The sequence below is a fragment of the Arthrobacter sp. 9AX genome (assembly GCF_902506095.1).
Classification (GTDB): Bacteria; Actinomycetota; Actinomycetes; order Actinomycetales; family Micrococcaceae; genus Arthrobacter.
Map to the genome: position 1 here is coordinate 3327683 of NZ_LR733293.1, position 19307 is coordinate 3346989.

The window sequence follows — 19307 nt, forward strand, 5'->3', positions numbered from 1 at the left end:
GGACGCCATTCTAGCGCGGCCCTCCTCCCCCGCGTAGCCCGGGGCTGGTCAGGCGCGGGAGATGCGGATCATCTCCTCGCGCGGCACCACCTTGATGCGTTCGCGCACCACGTGGTCCAGCCCGTCGGGGCCGGTCCAGGCTGCGCCGAGGCCGGCTTCGTGGGCGTCGAGCTTGTTCCAGCCCTCCCACGTGGTGTATTCGATGCCGCGTTCTTCGAGCAGGTCGATGATGGCCTGGGGATCGGGGTTCTGCGCCGGCGGCAGGGTGAGCCGGTCCTCAAGCAGGAAGCCGATGGTTTCCAGGGCGTCGCCCTTGGTGTGGCCGATCAGGCCCACGGGGCCGCGTTTGATCCAGCCGGTGGCGTAGATCCCGGGAACCGGGTTGCTTTCGGCGTCCAGGACGCGCCCGCCCTCGTTGGGGATGACCCCGCGCTTGGCGTCATACTCCAGCTCATCCAGAGCCGAGCCGTGGTAGCCGATGGCGCGGTACACGGCCTGCACGGGGTAGTCGATGAACTCGCCCGTGCCCTTGGCATTGCCTGTCCCGTCCAGCTGCATGCGCTCGAACTTGATCCCGCCCACCTTGCCCGTGCCGTCGTCGAGCACTTCTACGGGGCTGTGCAGGAAGTGCAGGTGCAGCCGGCGCGAGGAGGGGTTCCCGGACTCGGTATGCTCCTCCACCAGCCAGTTGGTGAGGGTGTTCACCATGGTCTTGATCTGGTTGTTGCTGCGGATTGCGTCATCGGAGGCTTCATCGAATTCGAAGTCCTCGGGGTAGAGCACAATGTCCACGTCGTTCATGTGGCTGAGCTCCCGGAGCTCCAGCGGCGTGAACTTCACCTGGGCCGGACCGCGGCGGCCAAAGACGTGGACATCGGTGACCGGTGAGGCCTTCAGGCCCTGGTAGACGTTGTCCGGGATCTCGGTGCTGAGCAGCTCTTCCGGGTGCTTCACCAGCATCCGGGCCACGTCCAACGCCACGTTGCCGTTGCCGATGACAGCGATTTCCTTCGCCTCCAGCGGCCATTCCCGCGGCACATCCGGATGCCCGTCGTACCAGGACACAAAGTCGGCGCCGCCGAACGAGCCCTGCAGGTCGATGCCCGGGATGGCCAGGTCGGCGTCCTTGATGGCGCCAGTGGAAAAGATGACGGCGTCGTAGAAGGCGCGGAAATCGTGCAGGGTCAGGTCCCTGCCATAAGTGACGTTGCCCAGGAAGCGGATGTCGCCGCGGTCCAGGACCTTGTGCAGCGCGTTGACGATGCCCTTGATCCGCGGATGGTCAGGGGCCACGCCGTAGCGGATGAGCCCGTAGGGCGCGGGGTAGGCCTCAAAGAGGTCGATGCTGACCTCGAAGTCGCCGTCCTTCACGCCGCTGGATTTGGTGAGGATGTCCGCAGCGTAGACTCCGGCCGGTCCTGCGCCCACGATGGCGACGCGAAGCGGACGGGTGGGGGTGGTTTCGCCGTGGTTGGACACTCGGAGCCCTTCTGGCCGATGGAAATGCGCGGTAAGAGCAGCGCACCGTGACCTATTCTAAATGGCAGCCGCCGCCAGGCCAGGGCGGGGCTAACCGCTTTTGGCGAGCGGTACCACATCCCCTTCGCGGTAGAGCAGGGCGCGGAGCTCGGACTCGGCAGAGTCGGGCCGTTTGGGGTCGATGGTTTCGCCCTCGTGGTAGTGGTCAAGAACGCGCGGGTCCACGTAGCTTTTCCGCGCTATCGACGGCGTGTTCCCCAGCACGTCCGCGGCCTCACACATGCACCGGCTGATGGCCCGCTTCCGTTTGGCGGCCGTGGGCTGCGGACCGGTCCCGGCCAGGCTCGAGGCCGCAGCCACCGTCCCCCGCAGGGTCCGGAAGTCCTTCGCCGTGAAGTCCGAGCCGGTCCTTTCCTTCACGTACGCATTGATGTCGGCGCTGGTGACGGGCCGCCACAGCCGGCCCTCCTTATACGCCAGGAGCCGGGCGTTGGGGCCCCGGCGCTTGAGCAGGCGCAGCAGGGCGGCGAGGTCGGCGTCGCGGATTTCAGACTCCCAGTCCTTGCCGCTCTTGGCGGGGAACCTCAGGAGGATCCGGTCCTTGCGCACCTGGACATGGGCGCAGAGCAGGGTGGCCAGGCCGCGGCTGCCGTTTTCATTGGTGTACCGTTCCGACCCCACCCGCAGGGACCCGCTGTCCAGCATCCGGAAGGCGGCCGCGAGGACGCGGTCCCGCGTGAATCCTTCGCTGCGCAGGTCCATGGTCACCCGGCGGCGGGCCGCCGGCAGCGATTCGGCCAGCTGGAGGGCGCGGTCGAACTTCAGCCGGTCCTTCCGCTCCCGCCATTCGGGGTGGTAGATGTACTGGCGCCGGCCCACCGCGTCCACGCCTGTGGCCTGGATGTGCCCGTTCTCGAAAGGGGCAATCCACACGTCCGTCCAGGCCGGCGGGATGCCGATGCTTTCCAGCCGGTCGCGGAGGGGGCCCGGGGGCAGGGTGGAGCCGTCGAGGTCCCGGTAGCTGAAGCCCGTGCCTGCGGCCACCCGGCGGTAGCCGCGGCCCGAGGCGTTGCTGCGCCGGAGCCTCATGGGGTGCCCTCCGGCCGGTCGGCAAATATCATAAAAGCAAGCCTACTGACTATTTGGCGGAATACCTTCCCCGGACGTGATGTTATGGATCTCGTGCCTACTCCCGATGGATCCTTCTCCCGTGCTGCTGCTCCGTCGCCGGCACCGTCCGCCTCATCAGGCAGGGCCGCTGCGGGAGGGGCACCCCCGGGAGGTCCGGGCACCAAGGGGGCGCCGCCTAAGGCGGTGGACAAGGAGACGACGGCGGGAATCCTCTTCGGCATCGGCGCTTACGGGCTGTGGGGGCTGCTCCCGCTGTACTTCTTTGTGCTCATGCCGGCCGGCGCCGTCGAAATTGTTGCCAACCGGGTGGTGTGGTCGCTGCTGTTCTGCGCGCTGCTCATCACGGTGACCCGCTCGTGGACTGTCCTGGGGCAGGCCCTCCGGGACCGGTCCGTTTTCGGCAGCCTGGCGCTCGCCGCGTTCCTGATCGCCGTCAACTGGCTGACGTACACCTACGGAGTCACCACGGGCCAGGCTGTGGAAGCCTCGCTGGGCTATTTCATCAACCCGCTGGTCTCCGTCCTGCTGGGCGTGTTCGTGCTGAAGGAAAAGCTGCGCCCGCTGCAGTGGGCGGCCGTGGGCATCGGCTTCATCGCGGTGGGGGTGCTCACCTATTCCTACGGGAAGCTGCCGTGGATTGCGCTGACCCTGGCCTTCAGCTTCGGCCTGTACGGTTTCGTGAAGAAACGGGTCGGCCCCAAGGTGGACGCAGCCACCAGCCTCAGCGTGGAGACCATGGTGCTGGCTCCGTTCGCGGCCGCCACCATGATTTACCTCGCGGCCTCCGGAACGGCTACCCTGACCACCCAGGGCCCCGGCCATTTCTGGCTCCTGCTGGCTTCCGGCGTGATCACCGCGGTGCCGCTGCTGTTCTTCGGGGCTTCGGCCCGCAGGCTGCCGATGACCACCATTGGGCTGCTCCAGTACTTTGCGCCGCTGCTGCAGTTCGTCCTGGCGCTGCTGGTGTTCCGGGAAGCGATGACCCTGGACCGCTGGATCGGGTTCGGCGTGGTGTGGCTGGCGCTGCTGGTCCTGACCGTGGACATGCTGCGCACGGCCCGCAAAACGTCGGTGGCCCGGCGGCAGGGCAAAGCTTCCCGGAAATCCGCCTAGGCCCCTGTTGCCGGGAACGCCGGTGGAGTAGGTTGCTCGGATGGAGGACTCATATCAGGTCATCGTGATCGGGGCCGGATTCGCCGGCATCGCCGCCGCCAAGGAACTTGGCCGCAAGGGCGTTCGGGTACTGCTGGTCGACTCGAACAACTACCACCAGTTCCAGCCCCTGCTGTACCAGGTGGCCACCTCACAAATCGGCGTCTCAGCCATTGCCCGGCCCATCCGGTCAGTCTTCCGGCGGATGAAGAACGTGAGGGTGTTGACGGCGGAGGTGACCGCCGTCAACACCGCAAACCACACCGTCACCACCGCCGAGGGCGACACTTTCCGGGCCAGGATCCTGGTCCTGGCGGTCGGTGCCGTCCCTAACTTCTTCAACACTCCCGGCGCCGAAGAACACGCCTTCCCGCTGTATTCGGTCACGGACGCCACCAGGCTCGGTACCCGCGTGACCCGGCTCCTTGACCGGGCCGACGGCGAGCCAGGAACCGCCGTGGACATGGTAGTGGTGGGCGGCGGGCCCACCGGCGTCGAGACAGCCGGGGCCCTCGCGGAGAACATCAAGTTCGTGGTGACCAAGTACTTCTCGCCCGAGCTCGCCGCACGGTGCCGCGTGCACCTGGTGGACATGGTCCCTTCCGTCCTCACCATGTTCTCGGCCAAGTCACAGGACTACACCCGGAACCGGCTGGCAAAAATCGGCGTCCAACTCCACATGGGAGTCGGCGTTACCGAGGTCCGGCACGACGGCGTGACGCTGGCTGACGGGACCGACATCCCCGGCGGGATAGTCGTCTGGGCCGGCGGCCTGAAGGGCGGAGCGCTCCTGGCCGGTTCCGGCCTGCCCCAGGGTAAGGGCGGCCGGATCGACGTGCTCCCCGACCTGACGGTTCCCGGCGCTGAAGGCGTCTACGTCCTCGGCGATGCCGCCAACATTACTGACTCAACCGGGGCCAAACTGCCGCAGCTTGGCTCGGTGGCCCAGCAGGCCGGCGAGTGGGCGGCCCGCAACATCCACGCCGATCTCAACGGCGGCACCCGGCAGCCTTTCCACTACGTGGACAAGGGGTACATGGCCATGATCGGGCGGGGCGCCGCCGTCGCAGAACTCGGCCGCAAGCGTGTCCAGCTCCAGGGGCCCCTGGCTTTTGTCTCCTGGCTGCTGGTGCACCTCGCCCTCCTGTCCGGGTTCCAGCAGAAGGTCCGGGCCCTGTTCTCCTGGCTCAACGGGTACGTCCTGCACAGCCCGGCCCAGGTGGTCATCGGCGGGCCGGACAACGACACCAGGTGACAACCGTTTTATGCAGCGCCGCCCGTTGACGTGCCTGCGAGACCGGTCAGTCGCCCAGCGCGCGCCGCATCGCGTCGTACGCGGGCCTCGGCTTTCCGTCGTCGAACAGGAAGTCATGCCCCTGTGCCAGGCGTCCGTCGTCGCCGATGAACCAGTTGTAGCGGTTGTCCACGCCCCACGTGGTGTAGGAGACGCAGGCACGGGAGGCCAGGCAGGTAGCCAGCACCGTGGCATACTGCTCCGCCTGGTCTTCCTGTGACTGGTCGTCCGAAACATCGTTCTCCGAGATGCGCACACGGAGGCCGGCGTCGTCGACGTGATTGAGCGTTTGGGCGAGGTCCTCCGCGGAGATGGCGTCCGTACGGGGGTCGTAGATGTGGGCCTGGAGGCCGATGCCATAGATGTGTCCGCCCTGGGCGTTGGTGTCCAGCGCGAGCTTGAGCAGGGCATCCTGGCGGCGTCCCGGCACGTCCGCCCCGTTCTCGTTGATGAACTGCTTGACGTCGGGATCGGCGTCGTACACGGCTTTGGAGACCACCGCCGGGTAGCCGGGCCCGAAGACCCTGTACCAGATGTTCTGCTGGAGGCTGGTGCCCTGGGCGGTGTCCAGCGGCTCATTGACGACGTCGAGCGAATCGAGCCGTCCCTTGAAGTGGGTCACCACCGTCCGGACGTAGTCGAGCAGCGCGGTGGCGCTGGACTGGCGCTCCGCGTCCGTTCCGCTGGGCAGTTCCTGCATCCAGCGGGGCATCGCCTCGCTGAACGCGATGGTGTGGCCGTGCACCACCATGTCCTTGCCCTGCGCGAAGGCGATGATCGCGTCCGCCTCTTCGAACGTGTACACGCCCTGCTCCGGGGAGAGGGACTGCGGCTTCATCGCGTTCTCCAGCGTGACAGACCCGAAGTTGGACACCACCTCACGGGCGTAGTCCTCGTCGGCGGACAAGGGGCCGAGGGCCACCGCCGCGCCCACCCGGAAGTCCGGCCGCGTCCTGGCGGCCAGGGCCTGAAGCCCGTCCTCGGTGGGCCGGGCGTCGGCGACGGCGGCTCCGGAGGTGCGCAGGCCCGCGCCCTCCGGAGCCGCCGCCTTGAGGGAGGTGACGTCGAAGGCCCCGGATTCGCTCGAGAATCCGAGCCACAACCTGCCGGACGAGAACACCTTTCCTAGGGGCAGCGAAGCGAGCGTGTCCTCGCCGCTGTCGATCGTCAGCGTGTCGCCGGACCGATGCACCGTGAGCGGCGCTCCGGAATCATGCACTGTCACGTGTTCGTCATGGACGGGGACCGGCTGCGTGATGTCCCGGCGCTGCGTGCCGTCGAAGACCGCGATCTCCAGGTCCTCGCCCAGGAGGGTGAGCCGCAGGCCCGCAGGCTCCACGCGGAACTCGTCCGCGATCACCGGGGGCCGGTCATACAGCGCCCAGGCCGCGTCCGCGGTCACGTCGGCGAAGGTCGCGATGAGGGTGAAGTCCCCGCCGGCCACCAGGTGGGTGCCGGCGAGGTTGAGCGGCGGGTTCGGCTGGCCTCCCCCGCCGTCCTGTTCAACGATGCGCCTGGGCGTGGCAGTGACCTGCAGGCCCCCGCTGCCGGGGGTCACACCCGGCACGCCCTGCCAGTCCCCGCGCAACAGGTCGATGGTCACGTCAGGCTTCGGTGTGGGTGAGGAGCAGCCCCCGACGACGGCGAGAAGGCCGCACGCCAGCAGCAGCACCATGAGTGCGTGCGGGCGCGCGGCCATCCCCTGGTCCTCTCCCTTGCCGTTAGGGCTTGGTCCAGCGGACGTCGTCGAAGTACGCCTGCAGTCCCGAGTTGCCCTGGACGATGACCTGCAGGCTCGCCTTGGCCACCGCGGTGGTACTAGGTGAGTATGTCAGGTCGACGTTGGTCACGCCCGCAGCGGTCACCCCGAGTTTGTACTGCCCGGAGATCCACTGGCCGGCAGCGTTGTACTCGTCGATGTAGAAGCCCACCTCACCGCTGGTCCGTGCTGTGACGTTGAGGTACGAGAGGATCTTGTACGTACCTGGCGTCACGGCGACCTGCGGGGAGAACAGGTGCTTGTTCGCGGTGGTGCCCGTCAGCCGAACCGAGTTCACCGGGTTGGCCGGGCTGCCGTGGTTCGCGGCATCAGCCAGGATGGTGGCGGCGGAGTCCGTGGTCCAGCCTCCAGCCACGCCGGCGTCAAACGTCCCGTTGGCCACGAGGTTGGACGCCGGCGGCGGGGTGGTGGTTTCCGCGGCGAGCGACATCATCTGCACGTTGTCCACGTAGGCCGTGATACCGGTGCCGACCACCCAGATCTGCAGGCTGGCCGAGGCCACATTGGTGGAGCTCGGTGTGTAGGTGAAGTTCATGGCCTCCACCCACCGGGTGTTCTCCCGCTTGCGGAACTGCCCGGAAACCCATTGTCCGGCCGCGTTGTACTCGTCTATATAGAACCCCACCTCACCGGTGCTGATGGCCGCCACGTTGAGGAAGGCCTTGTACAGGTAATTCGTCGTCGGAGAGACGGTTACCCTCGGCGAGAACAGGTGGCCCGCGGTGGTCCCCGATACCAGTTTCACCGAGCTGGCGGCGTCGGGGAAGCTCCCGTTGGTCGCCGTATCCGCGGTGATCCTGGTGGCAGCATCGGTGGTCCAGCCGCCGCTGATGCCGCTGTTGAAGGTCGGATTAGGCATCAGGTTGGGGCTGCCGGTCACCAGGCCCTTGCTGACGTTGACATTCTTGATCTGGCCGGCCGTGACCTTGGTCTTGACGTACGCCGCCAGCTGGTCCAGTTCAGCGGTGCCGTACTGGTAGTCGTCCGGGTTCTGGCTGGGATTCGGCCTGATGTCGTGGAAGGTAAAGACCACCCACTGCTTGTTCGCGATGGCCGCGTCCACCTGGGCACGCAGCGTGGCCACCGGTGTGGTGACCTCCTGGACGGGGACGTTGCGCAGCAGGTAGTCGCCGAGCGGCCAGATGTTGTTGCCCGTGTCGGCGAAGCCGCGCATGGAGCTGTAGTACTTGGCGATCTGGGCGACCGCCGACATGTCGTAGTCGCCGTACGGCGGGGCGAACGCCGTGGCGTTGATGCCCTGCGCTGCAAGGGCGGACTTGCTGTTGGCCAGCTCGGCGGTCACCTGGGCTGCCGTCAGCTTGTTGGCCTGGCAGTCATTGCCGACGCTCACGAGGCACTGGTGGCTGACGGTGTGTGAACCGATCTCCCATCCGTACGTGTTCTGCAGCTGCAGAATCTGGGCCCACGTCATGTAGGGCACATCAGTATCGGCCCGGCAGGTATTCGGGACGGTTGTCATGCCGACACAGCCGCTGACGACGTAGTTGGTGCCGGTCAGCCCATACTTCTGCAGTGTCGGCGCTGCCTGCGTGATGGCGCTGGCGGCGCCGTCGTCGAAGGTGAACGACACCAGCGCCGAGGGCGCAGGGTTGTCCACGGCGGCGTTAGCGGCCGTCGGGGACAACAGTGCGGCGGCAAGCGCTCCCACCACCAACCCGATGGTCGCCAGCTTGGCGCGCCCCCGTGCCAAGCTGGATCTGATTCCGGTCATGCGATTCTCCGTTTCTTTCGGAAGGCCGGCGGCGCCGGGTTACACCGCCGAATGGTGATCACGGGCCCTGCAACCGCTGGAAAGCCTGCGCAACCGGTTGGACTTCGATGCCACTGTCGTGGATCTGCTGCAGCTGGGCAGCGAGGACATCGCTGGTGATGGTGCTCCGGTCCGCCGCGATGGTGCCATTCTCTTGCGTACCGGTGGCCTCGGGGGTGGCGATCTGGTGGTAGACGAGGATGAGCCAGCCGTTCACACGGATGGTTTCGGCGAGCGCCTGGGCGAGCTTGTCCGGTGTGGTTTCGTCGGTCACGTAGAAGACCTTCAGGTCCTGCGGGTCGAGGTTCTGCCGGGTGTTGAGGCCGTCGTCCGTCCCGCGCACGATGTTGAAGTATTTGCCCGCGTACCAGTCCACCTGCGGGTCGGACCGCCCGTACGGGGGTGCGAGGTTGTCGGTGGCGAAACCGGCGGCAGCCAGCGCCTCCTCACTCATCCGCAGCTCCTCGTCCAGCCGGTCGGTTCCGATCGAGGTGAGATCAACGTGCCGGTAACTGTGCGCGGCGATCTCATGGCCGGCGTCGTGCAACTGCTGCACCTCGGCCGCGGTCATGAAGTTCGGCGTCTCGATGGAACTGGCGTTGACGTACTGGGTGGAGCGGAAGCCATGCTGGTTCAGCAGCGGAAGGGCACGGTCGTACACTGACTGCCAGCCGTCGTCGAACGTGATCGACACCATGGGCTGGGACCAGCGAAGGGGCCCCGGCTTGCTGATGTCGATCAGCGAATAGTCGCGGACGCTGGTGGTGCCATTGCCATGCGAGACCAGGGTGACTGTGGCCGTCGTCGCTCCGACCGGCACCTGGAACGCCTCCCTGATGGTGGTCCACTCCCCGGCCGGCGGCACTGTCACCAGGTTCTGGAACGCCCGCCCGCCGCCCGCGAGTTCGAACTCCGCCACCACATCCACCTCGCGCTCGGACTGGTAGGTAGCGTCGAACTCGAAATACCGGTCTGCGGTCACGGCGATCGGCCGGTACTGCCACTTTGCCTCGCCGTTCTGGTAGTTCGAAATGCGGGTCCAGAGGAAGTTGCCTTTTCCGTCCCCGCCGCGCCCTGATTCCACACCCAACACCCCGGAGGCATACGGGGACCAGGAATCGGGCGCGGCCGGCTGGTCACCGACCAGCGTGGGGTTGGGAATGAGGTTGGGGGCCGTCGTCGCGGCCGATGCGAGGGCGGGCGGCAGCCGGACGTCGTCCGCCGCCTCGAGGTAGGCTCCCTCCACCCGGAGCGTTCCCTTCGATGCGAGCCGGAAGACGTACTGCACCGCCGTGATGGTGTTTCCGCTGTCGAACGCGTCGCTCACGGTAAAGGGGGTATTGCCTGGCCTCTCCAAGGGATTCCTCAGCTGCTCCAGGGTGATGGTGCCGTCAGTGTGGTACTGGCGCGCCAGCAGCCTGAAGTCGGTGTCGCTGGTGGCAAAGGTCTTGAACAGGTAGGTCCCGCCGGGCTTGACCTCCACGCGCGGGCTGGTCAACGTGACGTCGCCCGAGGTGTACGCTGTGACGTCGAGCTTGAGCGACTGGTCACTGAGCTGCCCGTCCACCACGTCCAGTGAGGCCTGGGCCTCGCCGCTGTGGCTGACGATCCAGCCGGTCAGGGGGCTGGCGGGGGCGGACGGGCCGGACGCCGTCGGAGTTCCCGTGCCCGCCGCACCCGGATCGAGGGCGGGGAGCAGGTTCGCGCCGGGACGCGCCCGGGCGATGCTGCTCAACCCGCCGGTGTACAGCGTCCAGGCGGTGGCGATGAGAAGGACCACCACGGTGATGAGTACGAGCGGATTGAGCAGGGCACGCAGGACAGGATGGCGTTTACGTGGCATGGGCCACCACCATGCTGCCGGCCCGCTGCGGCGAGTTCCAGGTGTTGATTTCGGGGCGCCGGAAAAGGCCGCGGGACCGGTAGATGCAGCGGATCGCCGCGGCCAGCTGCACCAGGTCCATGATGTAGAACAGGAAGTACGCTGTGGGCGCGTAGATGGACAGCCGCGTGCGTTCACGCACGGTCAGGTTTTCGTCCATCCAGACCGTCAGCAGTGTGTAGGCGGTGATGGTTGCGTACGCACCAAGGATCAGCGCGGGCGTCTGCGTCACCAGCGACCAGTAGACCGCGTATGTCCAGGCCAGGGGCGAGATAAGCAGCGTGAACTCGCTGAGCAGCGCCATGGGCATCCGGTAATAGGTCAGCGTGCCGGTGTACCGGCGGTTTGGATTGAGCATCATGCCGCGATACTTGATGAGGTTCTGGATGCTTCCGTACTTCCACCGGTACCGCTGCTTCGCCAGGGCGCGGATGGTGAGCACCCCTTCGGTCTTTGCCACCACGTCGGCGCCGTAGACCATACGGAAGCGGCGGTTGCCCAGGTTTGTGATTTTTGCGCTCAGGCCAATGTCCTCGGTCACGGTGTCCGTGTCGTAGAAGCCCACCTTGCGCAGCACGCGCATCCGGTAGGTGGAAGCGACCCCACCCACCACGAACTCGCAGTTCAGCAGCGAGTAGAGCTTCTTGGAGCGGTAGCCAATCATGTGCTCGAACCGCTGCAGGATGCCCAGCACCGTGGATTCCTCGAGGATCTGCACGTTGGCTGCCACACCGGCAACGTACGGGTCGTCGAAGTAGGAGAGGGCGTTCGTGATGGCGTCCGGTTCGATGACCGAGTCGGCGTCCAGCGTCATGACGAATTCGCCACGCGCGTGCCGGCGGAGCACCGAGTTCAGCGCCGCACCCTTGCCTACGTTCTTCCGCATCCTCACGATGCGCAGATCCATCTCCGGGTGGCGCACCTGGTAGTCGCGGGCGAGGCGCCCGGTGAGGTCGCTGGACGCGTCGTCCGCGACCAGGACCTCGAAGGAGCGGTAGGCGCTCCGGCGGACGGACTCCAGCGTCCGGACGAGCACCGCTTCCTCGTTATGGGCCGCGATGACGATGGTCACCAGCCCGGGCACCTCGGGGACGGCCCGGCGGGTCCACGTGGCTGTCGCCGCGCACTCGGCTTCGTAACCGACGGGCTGCCGGACACCCGCCAGCCCTTTCCGGCGCTGCTGCCAGACGTCGTAGAGGTTGGCGCCCACGAGGTACAGGCCGAAGTGCACGATGTAGAGGATGCTGACGCCCGCGAACAGCCAGAAGACCACGAGGGCGAAGTCCACGTTTCACCCCTCCGTGGAGTTCGCGGCAAGCGCGGGCACGTGCGCGGCGGACCGGGGCCCGAAACGCCAGATGCGGGACATCCGGCGGGGTGCCTTTATGGACGCGGCCACAGCGGCCTGGGCCTGGGCAGGCTGCCGCAGCTCGTCGAACCGGCCGTTCATGCCGGCGTCGGCGTTCAGGACGTCAACAAGCTCAGTTGCCCCGGCCAGCCCGCCGCCGGACGGCTGGACCAGATCCATCGCCGCCGTAATCGGCAATACCGAGGTGGACATGGCCGGCACCGGGGTGGTCGACAGGGCGATGGCCGGTACTGCGGCGCCCGCCGCCGCGGCCTTGGCGCGGGCGGACCGGGCGGAGCTGCGCCGGTAGATCCGGATGCCGACGAAGCGGACAATCACGGTGAAGACCACGACGCTCCACAGCACCAGGCTCAGTTGGGCCACGAAACCCAGCAGGCCCTCGAACATTGCGCCGTCCCTGCCGAAGGTTGCCTGTGCAGTCACAGCGACGCTCTCGATGGGTGTCATCGGAGGCCCTCCCCTGCTGCATGCATGGGCGCCGGCCGGGCGGCAGAACAACGGCGGGTTTTGACGGGGACGCGACGACGGTGGTGGGACTTGTCCACAAACAGCGTCCTTGCCGTCGTGTTAAGAGCCGTCCAGTCCTCAGCTTCCGTTGACAACTGCGTCATCTGTATTCCCCTTGTCTTGAGCAGAAGGTCCTTCATTGGCTTGGCGTCAGGTCCAACCAGGGGTGCCACCGGATCCACATCACTGACGTGGAACGGGAGCCTTGCCTGCCCGAAGGGGCGCCCACACATGCAGCGGCGTCGGCGCCCCATAGCTTCACCTGGAGGGTGGTCGACAGTATCGAGGGGTCTCATGACGATGTCCTCAGAGTTTGGCCTTCCAGGAGCCGCTCCATAGCCGCCGGTGTGTCCAAATTACGATTCTGGGCAGGTACCAACACGAGTAGCCGTGTACTCGAAAAGATTTTTGGGGGTACTTACGGAAAGCTGCCCGCCCTGCGTGGGGATTAGGTAGTTCAGCAGCATGAAGGTGGGGGAATTGGGTAGTTGGTTCGTGCGGTACCCGCCGATAGGTAGCGCTTCCCCTAGCCCGGAACCACTTAACGCAACAGGCAGCACCCCGGACGTACCGGGATGCTGCCTGTTACTTGCCTTCTCCTGAAGGCTGTACTTGCTCCGCTATGCGTTGGCTTTGATGGCCGAGGCCAGGACCGCCAGGCCGTCGTTGAGCAGTTCATCGGTGATGACCAGCGGCGGCAGGAGGCGGATAACGTTGCCGTAGGTGCCGCAGGTGAGGATGATGACGCCTTCCTTCAGGCAGGCGGCGGCGACGGCCTTGGTCAGCTCGGGGTTCGGTTCCTTGGAGCCCGCCTGGACCAGTTCGATGGCCAGCATCGCCCCGCGGCCGCGGACGTCCCCGATGACTGCAGTGCCGGCGTCGGCCAGTTCCTTCTGCAATTCGCGGAGCCTGGTGGTGGCGAGGGCTTCAATGTTGCGGGCGCGGCCGGCCAGGTTGTATTCCTCCATGGTGCCGATGGATGCCAGCGCCGCGGCGCAGGCTACCGGGTTGCCGCCGTAGGTGCCGCCCAGGCCGCCCGGGTGGACGGCGTCGAGCAGGTCTGCCCGGCCGGTGATGGCGGACAGCGGCATGCCGCCGGCGATGCCCTTGGCCAGGGTCATGATGTCCGGGATGACGCCTTCGTGGTTCACTGCGAACCATTCACCGGTGCGGCAGAAACCGGACTGGACTTCGTCGGCGATGAATACGATGCCTTTTTCCTTGGCCCAGGCGGCCAGCGCGGGCAGGAAGCCTTCCGCGGGGACAATGAAGCCGCCCTCGCCCTGGATGGGTTCGATGATGATCGCCGCAACCTGGTCGCCGCCGATCTGCTTTTCGATCATGGTGATGGCGCGCTTGGCCGCCTCGGCACCGGTGATCTCCGGGTTTTCCTCGCGGTACGGGTAGCTCATGGGCATGCGGTAGACCTCGGGCGCGAACGGGCCGAAGTTGGTCTTGTACGGCATGGCCTTGGCCGTGAGCGCCATGGTGAGGTTGGTGCGGCCGTGGTAGGCGTGGTCAAAGGCGACGACGGCGTCACGTCCGGTGGCGAGGCGGGCCACCTTGATGGCGTTCTCCACTGCCTCCGCCCCGGAGTTAAAGAGGACCGTGCGCTTTTCGTGGTCACCGGGGGTGAGCCGGTTCAGCTGCTCGGCGACAGCCACGTAGCCTTCGTACGGCGTGACCATAAAACAGGTGTGCGTGAAGTGCTCCACGGCTTCCTTCACGGCACCGACGACGGCGGGATCGGACGCGCCCACGCTGGTCACGGCAATGCCTGAGCCGAGATCGATGAAGGAGTTGCCGTCAACGTCGTGGATGATGCCGCCATCGGCGTCCGCGACGTAGACCGGGACGCCGGAGGCAACACCCGCGGCGACGACGGACTTGCGCCGCTCGGCCAGGGCCAGCGACTTGGGGCCCGGGAAGTCGGCCTGGACGCGGCGCTTCTGCTCAAGGCGGAAGGTGATGTCTGGTGCTGTGGTGGTCATGGCGAGACCTTTCTGAGTTGCGGGGGTGGGCCCACGCCGGCAGGGTTCCCTGGCCGAAGCGGAGCGAGGTTAGGGCGTCGGTGGGGATTAGGAGTCGAGTGCGGACATCACGTGCTTGATGCGCGTGTAGTCCTCGACGCCATACATGGAGAGGTCTTTGCCGTAGCCGGACTGCTTGAAGCCGCCGTGCGGCATTTCGGCGGTCAGCAGGATGTGGGTGTTGATCCAGACGGCGCCGAAGTCCAGGTCGCGGCTGAGCCGCATGGCGGTGCCGTGGTTGGTGGTCCACACGCTGGAGGCCAGGGCGTAGTCGACGTCGTTGGCCAGTTCCACCGCTTCTTCCTCGGTGCTGAATTTCTGCACGGTGATGACGGGGCCGAACGTTTCCTGCTGGACGATGCTGTCCGTCTGCTTCGCGCCCGTGATGATGGTGGGCTCGAAGAAGAAGCCCTTCTCCCCCGCCCGGTGGCCGCCGGTTTCGATCCGGCAGTGCGCGGGAAGGTTCTCCACCACGGAGCTGACCTGCTTGAAGTGGTTGATGTTGTTCAGGGGCCCGAAGTAGTTCTCTTCGTCATTCTGCGACCCGGTGTGCAGGGTTTTGGTGTGCTCCACCATGGCGGCCACAACGTCGTCGTGCACTGAGTCTTCCACCAGGACCCGGGTGATGGCAGTGCAGTCCTGGCCGGCGTTGAAGAAGGCGAACTCGGCGATGGCCGCGGCGCTCTTCTTGATGTCGGCGTCCTTGAACACGATCGCCGGGGCCTTGCCGCCAAGTTCCAGGTGGGCACGCTTGAGGCCCCTGGCGGCACCGGAGGCGACGGCGATGCCGGCGCGGACCGAACCGGTGATGGATACCAGGCCGGGGACCTTGTGGTCCACCATCATGGCGCCGGTCTGGCCGGTACCCAGGACAACGTTCAGCACGCCGGCGGGCAGGATGTCGCCGGCGAGGCGGGCAAGGACCAGGGTGGATTCCGGGGTGGTGTCCGAGGGCTTCAGGACCACGGTGTTGCCGGCCGCGAGCGCCGGGCCGATCTTCCAGATGGCCATCAGGAACGGGTAGTTCCACGGTGCCACCTGTGCCACCACGCCGATCGGTTCGCGGCGGACGTAGGAGGTGTGGCCCTCGAAGTACTCGCCGGCGGACTTGCCTTCGAGGATGCGGGCGGCGCCGGCGAAGAAGCGCAGCTGGTCGGCGCCGGCGGCAACTTCCTCGGAGGCGATCAGGGACCGGACCTGGCCCGTGTTGCGGTGCTGCGCCTCCACGAGTTCGTCGCTGTTGGCCTCGATGGCATCGGCGAGCTTGAGCAGCATCAGCTGCCGCTGGCCGGGCGTGACGTGCTTCCAGCTCTTGAAGGCGTCCTTCGCTGCGGCCATGGCAGCATCCACATCTGCCTGATTGGAGATGGGCGAGTAGGCCACCACTTCACCGTTTGCGGGGTTCACGATGTCCAGCGTGCCGGTGCCGGCGGGCGTGACAAAAGAACCGTTGATGAAGTTCTGCAAGGTTTGGACCACGGTGTGCAACCTCTTTCCTGGGGGCCATCGGCGTCGAAACGGATGGATCTGACTGCCTTGAGCCTATGCCAGCGCCGCGGCGCCGTGAATAGCCACCTGCACACCCTTCCGGCTGGTGTTTAGTGCGGTTGACTAGCGCCCGTTTATTCTTGGTCCATGGCTATTTCCCTCGCTGCCCTGCTGGGTGTCAAATCCCTGAACCTGTCCAAAGTGGGGGTCGCCGAAACCACCTGGCACCAGGACATCAATTGGGTGGCAGTGACCGAGCTCGAGGACCCGCAGCGTTTCATCAACGGCGGCGAACTCGTCCTCACCACCGGCCTGCGGTTGAAGTCCGCGCCCGAGCAGCGCCGTTTTGTCCGCCAGGTGCAGCGTGCCGGAGCGGTAGGGATCGGGTTCGGTGTGGGGCTGTCGCACGAGGCAGTGCCGCCGGCCCTGCTCGCCGAGGCGAACCGCTGGGGCCTGCCCGTGGTGGAAGTTCCGTACGAGACGCCGTTCATCGCGATCGGCAAGCTGGTGGCGGACGCCCAGTCAGCCGACCACTACGCCAAGCTGGAGCGGCTCATCGCCGGACACCAGGTGCTGGCACGCGCACTGCTGACCGGCGGTGGGCTGGCCGAGCTGCTCAAGCATCTGGGCGGCATGCTGCGGGCGGACATCGCGCTCACCCAGTTCACGGCGCAGCTGTACAACAGCACCAAGGACAATCCGCAGGCCGATACCTGGGCCTCCTACCCCATCCCCACCGGCCGGCGCGACGCGTGCACTCTCTGGGTCCGCCGGCCTTTCGAGGACTACGGGATCATCGGGTATGCGCAGAACCTGATCAGCGTTGAACTGAACAACATGGTCAAGCAGCGCCAGTCCGAACGCGCCCTGTGCGGGCAGGTACTGGAGGACGTCATCCACGGCGCGCTGGAGACCAGCGAGGCCCAGCGGCGGCTGGCCGGCGTGGGCATCAACAGCACCCGCAAGAACGTGGTGCTGCTGGCCGTTTCCGCCGCCCATCACAAGGCCCTGGTGAGCACCTCGGTGCCGCGGGAACTGGAAAACTCCGTGGCCGCCGTCGTGGGCAAGGATCTGATGCTGGTCATTAACGACGACGGCGGGGCGGCGCCGTCGCTGGCGCGGAAGTTGAGTGACCACCTGGCCGAGGCGGGAATCCATGCGACGATCGGCATCGGCGGCGCTTACACGAAACCGAATGGCCTGCGCTGGAGCTACTTCGAGGCGCGGGACGCGGCCAGCCACGGGCTGCCGGTCAACGAGCCGGAGCGGCTGAGCCTGACGTCGCTGCTGCTGGCCAGCGAGGACGTGCCGCTGGCGGACATGGCGCACGAGTCCCTGAATCCGCTGCGGACGTTCGATGCCGCCCACGGCGCCGAGCTGATGACCACGCTGGAAAGCTACCTCAACAACAACGGCTCGGTGGCCGCCGTCGCGGAGGAGCTGACGCTGCACCGGAACACCGTCCGCTACCGGCTCGCCCAGATCACCGAGCTGACGGGCTACGACCCCGCCGTCACCACGGACAGGGTGCAGCTCTGGCTGGCACTCGCGGTGGCACGGCTGTCCGCCCGGCAGGGCAAATAGCCGCTGCACCGCCCGGTGTGATCGGCCAACGGATGGGCCCACGCCTGGGCGTGCGAGGCTGGGGTGCGCGCGCGGACTACAGAACCCCGCGCCGCAGCAGATCGCGGGACTTCTTCCGGGCCTTCCGGTACTTCGCTTCGGCCGCCTCCATAAGTTCCCTCTGGCGCTTCCTCAGCTCGCCCAGGGCCTCGGCAGCGGGCTGCGCCAGGCCGGTGTCCGCTTCGAGGTCCAGGAGCAGGCTTCGGGCAACCACGGCGTCGTGGTAATCGCCCAGGATCTTCTGCTGCTTATGGGCCGCCTTGGCGACTTTCCCGGCGCGTTTGCCCTTCACCAGCGCCGCCGACTCAGCTACATGGCGCAGCCGCTTGGCGTCCTTGCGCACCTGGTGGAGCGCGTTTTCGTGGTCCGTGCCTCGCCGGGCATGCCGGGCAGCCTTGTGCGAGCGCCGCAGCCGGCGCGCGGATTTGTCCACAGCCTTCGCGGCGACCCTGCGGCCGGGTGCCACCGCTTCCGCCCGTACCGGCGGATGGTCCCGGAAGTCTTCAAGGTTGTCCAGGAGCCGGAAGTAGCGCTCGGACCGCAGGGCCTCTTGGACGCGGCGGTAACCGGCATCAAGTGCGGCCCCGGCAGTGCGCTCCACCTGCTCCCGGGCGGCATCCGTCCCCTCCCCGGGGGGGAGCCCGTCCAGGTGCGTGCGCAGGTTTGCCAGCGCCACCTCGGAGTCCCGCGGATCTCCGAGCAGGAGCCCCAGCCAGTCGAGCTCATCGCGCAGGCGCCGGACCGGCATGGCCCGGTAGAGCTTCCGGTACGCGGCCAGCACTGAGCGGAGCCTGCGGATGGCGGACCTCATGTGGTGGATGCCCTCGGGTTCCTCCAGCCGGACCGCCGCGTCCTCGGCGAGGAGCCGGCGCAGTTGCTCCGCCAGATAAACAGTGACGACGGCGGCCGCCGGGGCCTTCTTGCCGGCCAGGAGCGCCGGGCCTTCCTGTTCTTGGGAGCCTTCCTCCGGGGTGCCCCCCGATGCCCTGCCGAGGGCGCGGGCAAGCTTGCTGGCGTGGCCGGCAGGGCGGGCACCCGCTGCCGTGAGCAGCTGCTCGGCGGGGGCGAACAGCTCCAGCCCGCCATGGACGAGTTCGAGTTCCCACTCGCGCCAGCTCTGCGGCTGATCGTCACCCCCGTGCAGGCGCGTGGCCACCACCTGGTCATCGGCCAGGTCCGCCAGATGGACTCCGTCCCCGCCGTACAGGGCGTGCGTGGTGCGCCGGGTCTCGAGCCGGACCACGGGCCGCACCCCGGCGCCCCGCAGGTAGGCCTCCACGTGCGAGAGCAGGGTGTCAGGGACGACGTCGGGCCGGCCCAGCGGGGCGTGCAGCTCGCGGCGCTGCGGGGGTTCTGATTCGGCGGTCGCCACCGGGGGCAGATTAAGGTGCCAGCCGGCGTCGGTTCCGCCGGTGCGGCGGCGCAGCGTGATGCGGCGGGAAGCCAGCGTGTGCTGGTCGGTATCGAAGTAGACGGCCTCCAGCATGGCGGTATGGGGAGCACCGACACGCGCCACTACGGGCAGTTCCTGCAGCGCCGGTACTGTGGCGTCAGCGCCGACGTCATACTTTTTCTCGATCTCGATTCCCTGCGAAGCCATCACAGCCGTCCTTCCGCATTAGTTGCGCGTGGCCTGGACGGATTGGCGCCGCAGCCCTCGCTCGCAGTCTATTGCCAGGGCGCGGGGAGCCGGGAGATGTTCCCCACAAAACTGGAAACATCAAACGTCTAACCTTTAGCCTTTAGGGATGCCCGCGACTCCTCCTTCCCCCGCCTCCGCGGCCGCCGCCCCGTTCACCCC

At 67.0% G+C, this 19307-nt stretch carries 13 protein-coding genes; 3 read left to right on the forward strand and 10 right to left on the reverse strand.

Annotated features, from left to right (window positions below; genetic code table 11):
* Positions 1-48: 48 nt before the first annotated feature.
* On the reverse strand, positions 49-1479 hold the full coding sequence (locus tag BACI348_RS15395) for an FAD-dependent oxidoreductase (RefSeq protein WP_159827258.1): 1431 nt from the start codon (positions 1477-1479) through the stop codon (positions 49-51).
* 90 nt (positions 1480-1569) lie between these two features.
* Entirely contained in the window at positions 1570-2568 is a 999-nt protein-coding gene (locus BACI348_RS15400; protein ID WP_159827261.1) for a DNA topoisomerase IB, read from the reverse strand.
* Positions 2569-2652: 84 nt separating this feature from the next.
* Here BACI348_RS15400 and rarD point away from each other — a divergent pair, with 84 nt between their 5' ends.
* Entirely contained in the window at positions 2653-3723 is a 1071-nt protein-coding gene (gene rarD, locus BACI348_RS15405) for an EamA family transporter RarD (RefSeq protein ID WP_159827264.1), read from the forward strand.
* A 40-nt stretch (positions 3724-3763) separates the two neighbouring features.
* Positions 3764-5017, forward strand: coding sequence for an NAD(P)/FAD-dependent oxidoreductase (locus BACI348_RS15410; RefSeq protein ID WP_159827267.1), 1254 nt, complete (start codon positions 3764-3766; stop codon positions 5015-5017).
* 46 nt (positions 5018-5063) lie between these two features.
* On the opposite strand, the gene BACI348_RS15415 is transcribed toward BACI348_RS15410, so the two are convergent.
* From BACI348_RS15415 to BACI348_RS15445, 7 genes are all read right to left on the reverse strand, one after another.
* On the reverse strand, positions 5064-6755 hold the full coding sequence (locus tag BACI348_RS15415; protein WP_159827270.1) for an endo-1,4-beta-xylanase: 1692 nt from the start codon (positions 6753-6755) through the stop codon (positions 5064-5066).
* 22 nt (positions 6756-6777) lie between these two features.
* On the reverse strand, positions 6778-8568 hold the full coding sequence (locus tag BACI348_RS15420) for a polysaccharide deacetylase family protein (protein ID WP_159827273.1): 1791 nt from the start codon (positions 8566-8568) through the stop codon (positions 6778-6780).
* Positions 8569-8626: 58 nt separating this feature from the next.
* Positions 8627-10450: a polysaccharide deacetylase family protein gene (locus BACI348_RS15425; protein WP_159827276.1), complete on the reverse strand. Its 1824-nt coding sequence runs from the start codon at positions 10448-10450 to the stop codon at positions 8627-8629.
* A complete protein-coding gene (locus BACI348_RS15430; protein WP_159827279.1) occupies positions 10440-11777 on the reverse strand; it encodes a glycosyltransferase family 2 protein in 1338 nt (445 codons plus the stop codon). The genes BACI348_RS15425 and BACI348_RS15430 overlap by 11 nt, the downstream gene beginning before the upstream one ends.
* A 3-nt stretch (positions 11778-11780) precedes the next feature.
* A complete protein-coding gene (locus BACI348_RS15435) occupies positions 11781-12305 on the reverse strand; it encodes a hypothetical protein (RefSeq protein ID WP_159827282.1) in 525 nt (174 codons plus the stop codon).
* Between the two features lie 680 nt (positions 12306-12985).
* Positions 12986-14356 (reverse strand): 4-aminobutyrate--2-oxoglutarate transaminase, encoded by a 1371-nt coding sequence (gene gabT / locus BACI348_RS15440; protein WP_159827285.1) that lies wholly within the window; start codon positions 14354-14356, stop codon positions 12986-12988.
* 87 nt (positions 14357-14443) lie between these two features.
* Positions 14444-15874, reverse strand: a complete 1431-nt coding sequence (locus BACI348_RS15445) for a gamma-aminobutyraldehyde dehydrogenase (RefSeq protein WP_159827288.1) — start codon at positions 15872-15874, stop codon at positions 14444-14446.
* Between the two features lie 156 nt (positions 15875-16030).
* Here BACI348_RS15445 and BACI348_RS15450 point away from each other — a divergent pair, with 156 nt between their 5' ends.
* Positions 16031-17467 carry a PucR family transcriptional regulator gene (locus tag BACI348_RS15450; RefSeq protein ID WP_159827291.1) on the forward strand — a complete coding sequence of 479 codons (1437 nt, stop codon included), beginning with the start codon at positions 16031-16033 and terminating at the stop codon, positions 17465-17467.
* 76 nt (positions 17468-17543) lie between these two features.
* On the opposite strand, the gene BACI348_RS15455 is transcribed toward BACI348_RS15450, so the two are convergent.
* Positions 17544-19106, reverse strand: coding sequence for a CYTH and CHAD domain-containing protein (locus BACI348_RS15455; protein WP_236557575.1), 1563 nt, complete (start codon positions 19104-19106; stop codon positions 17544-17546).
* Positions 19107-19307 lie beyond the last annotated feature (201 nt).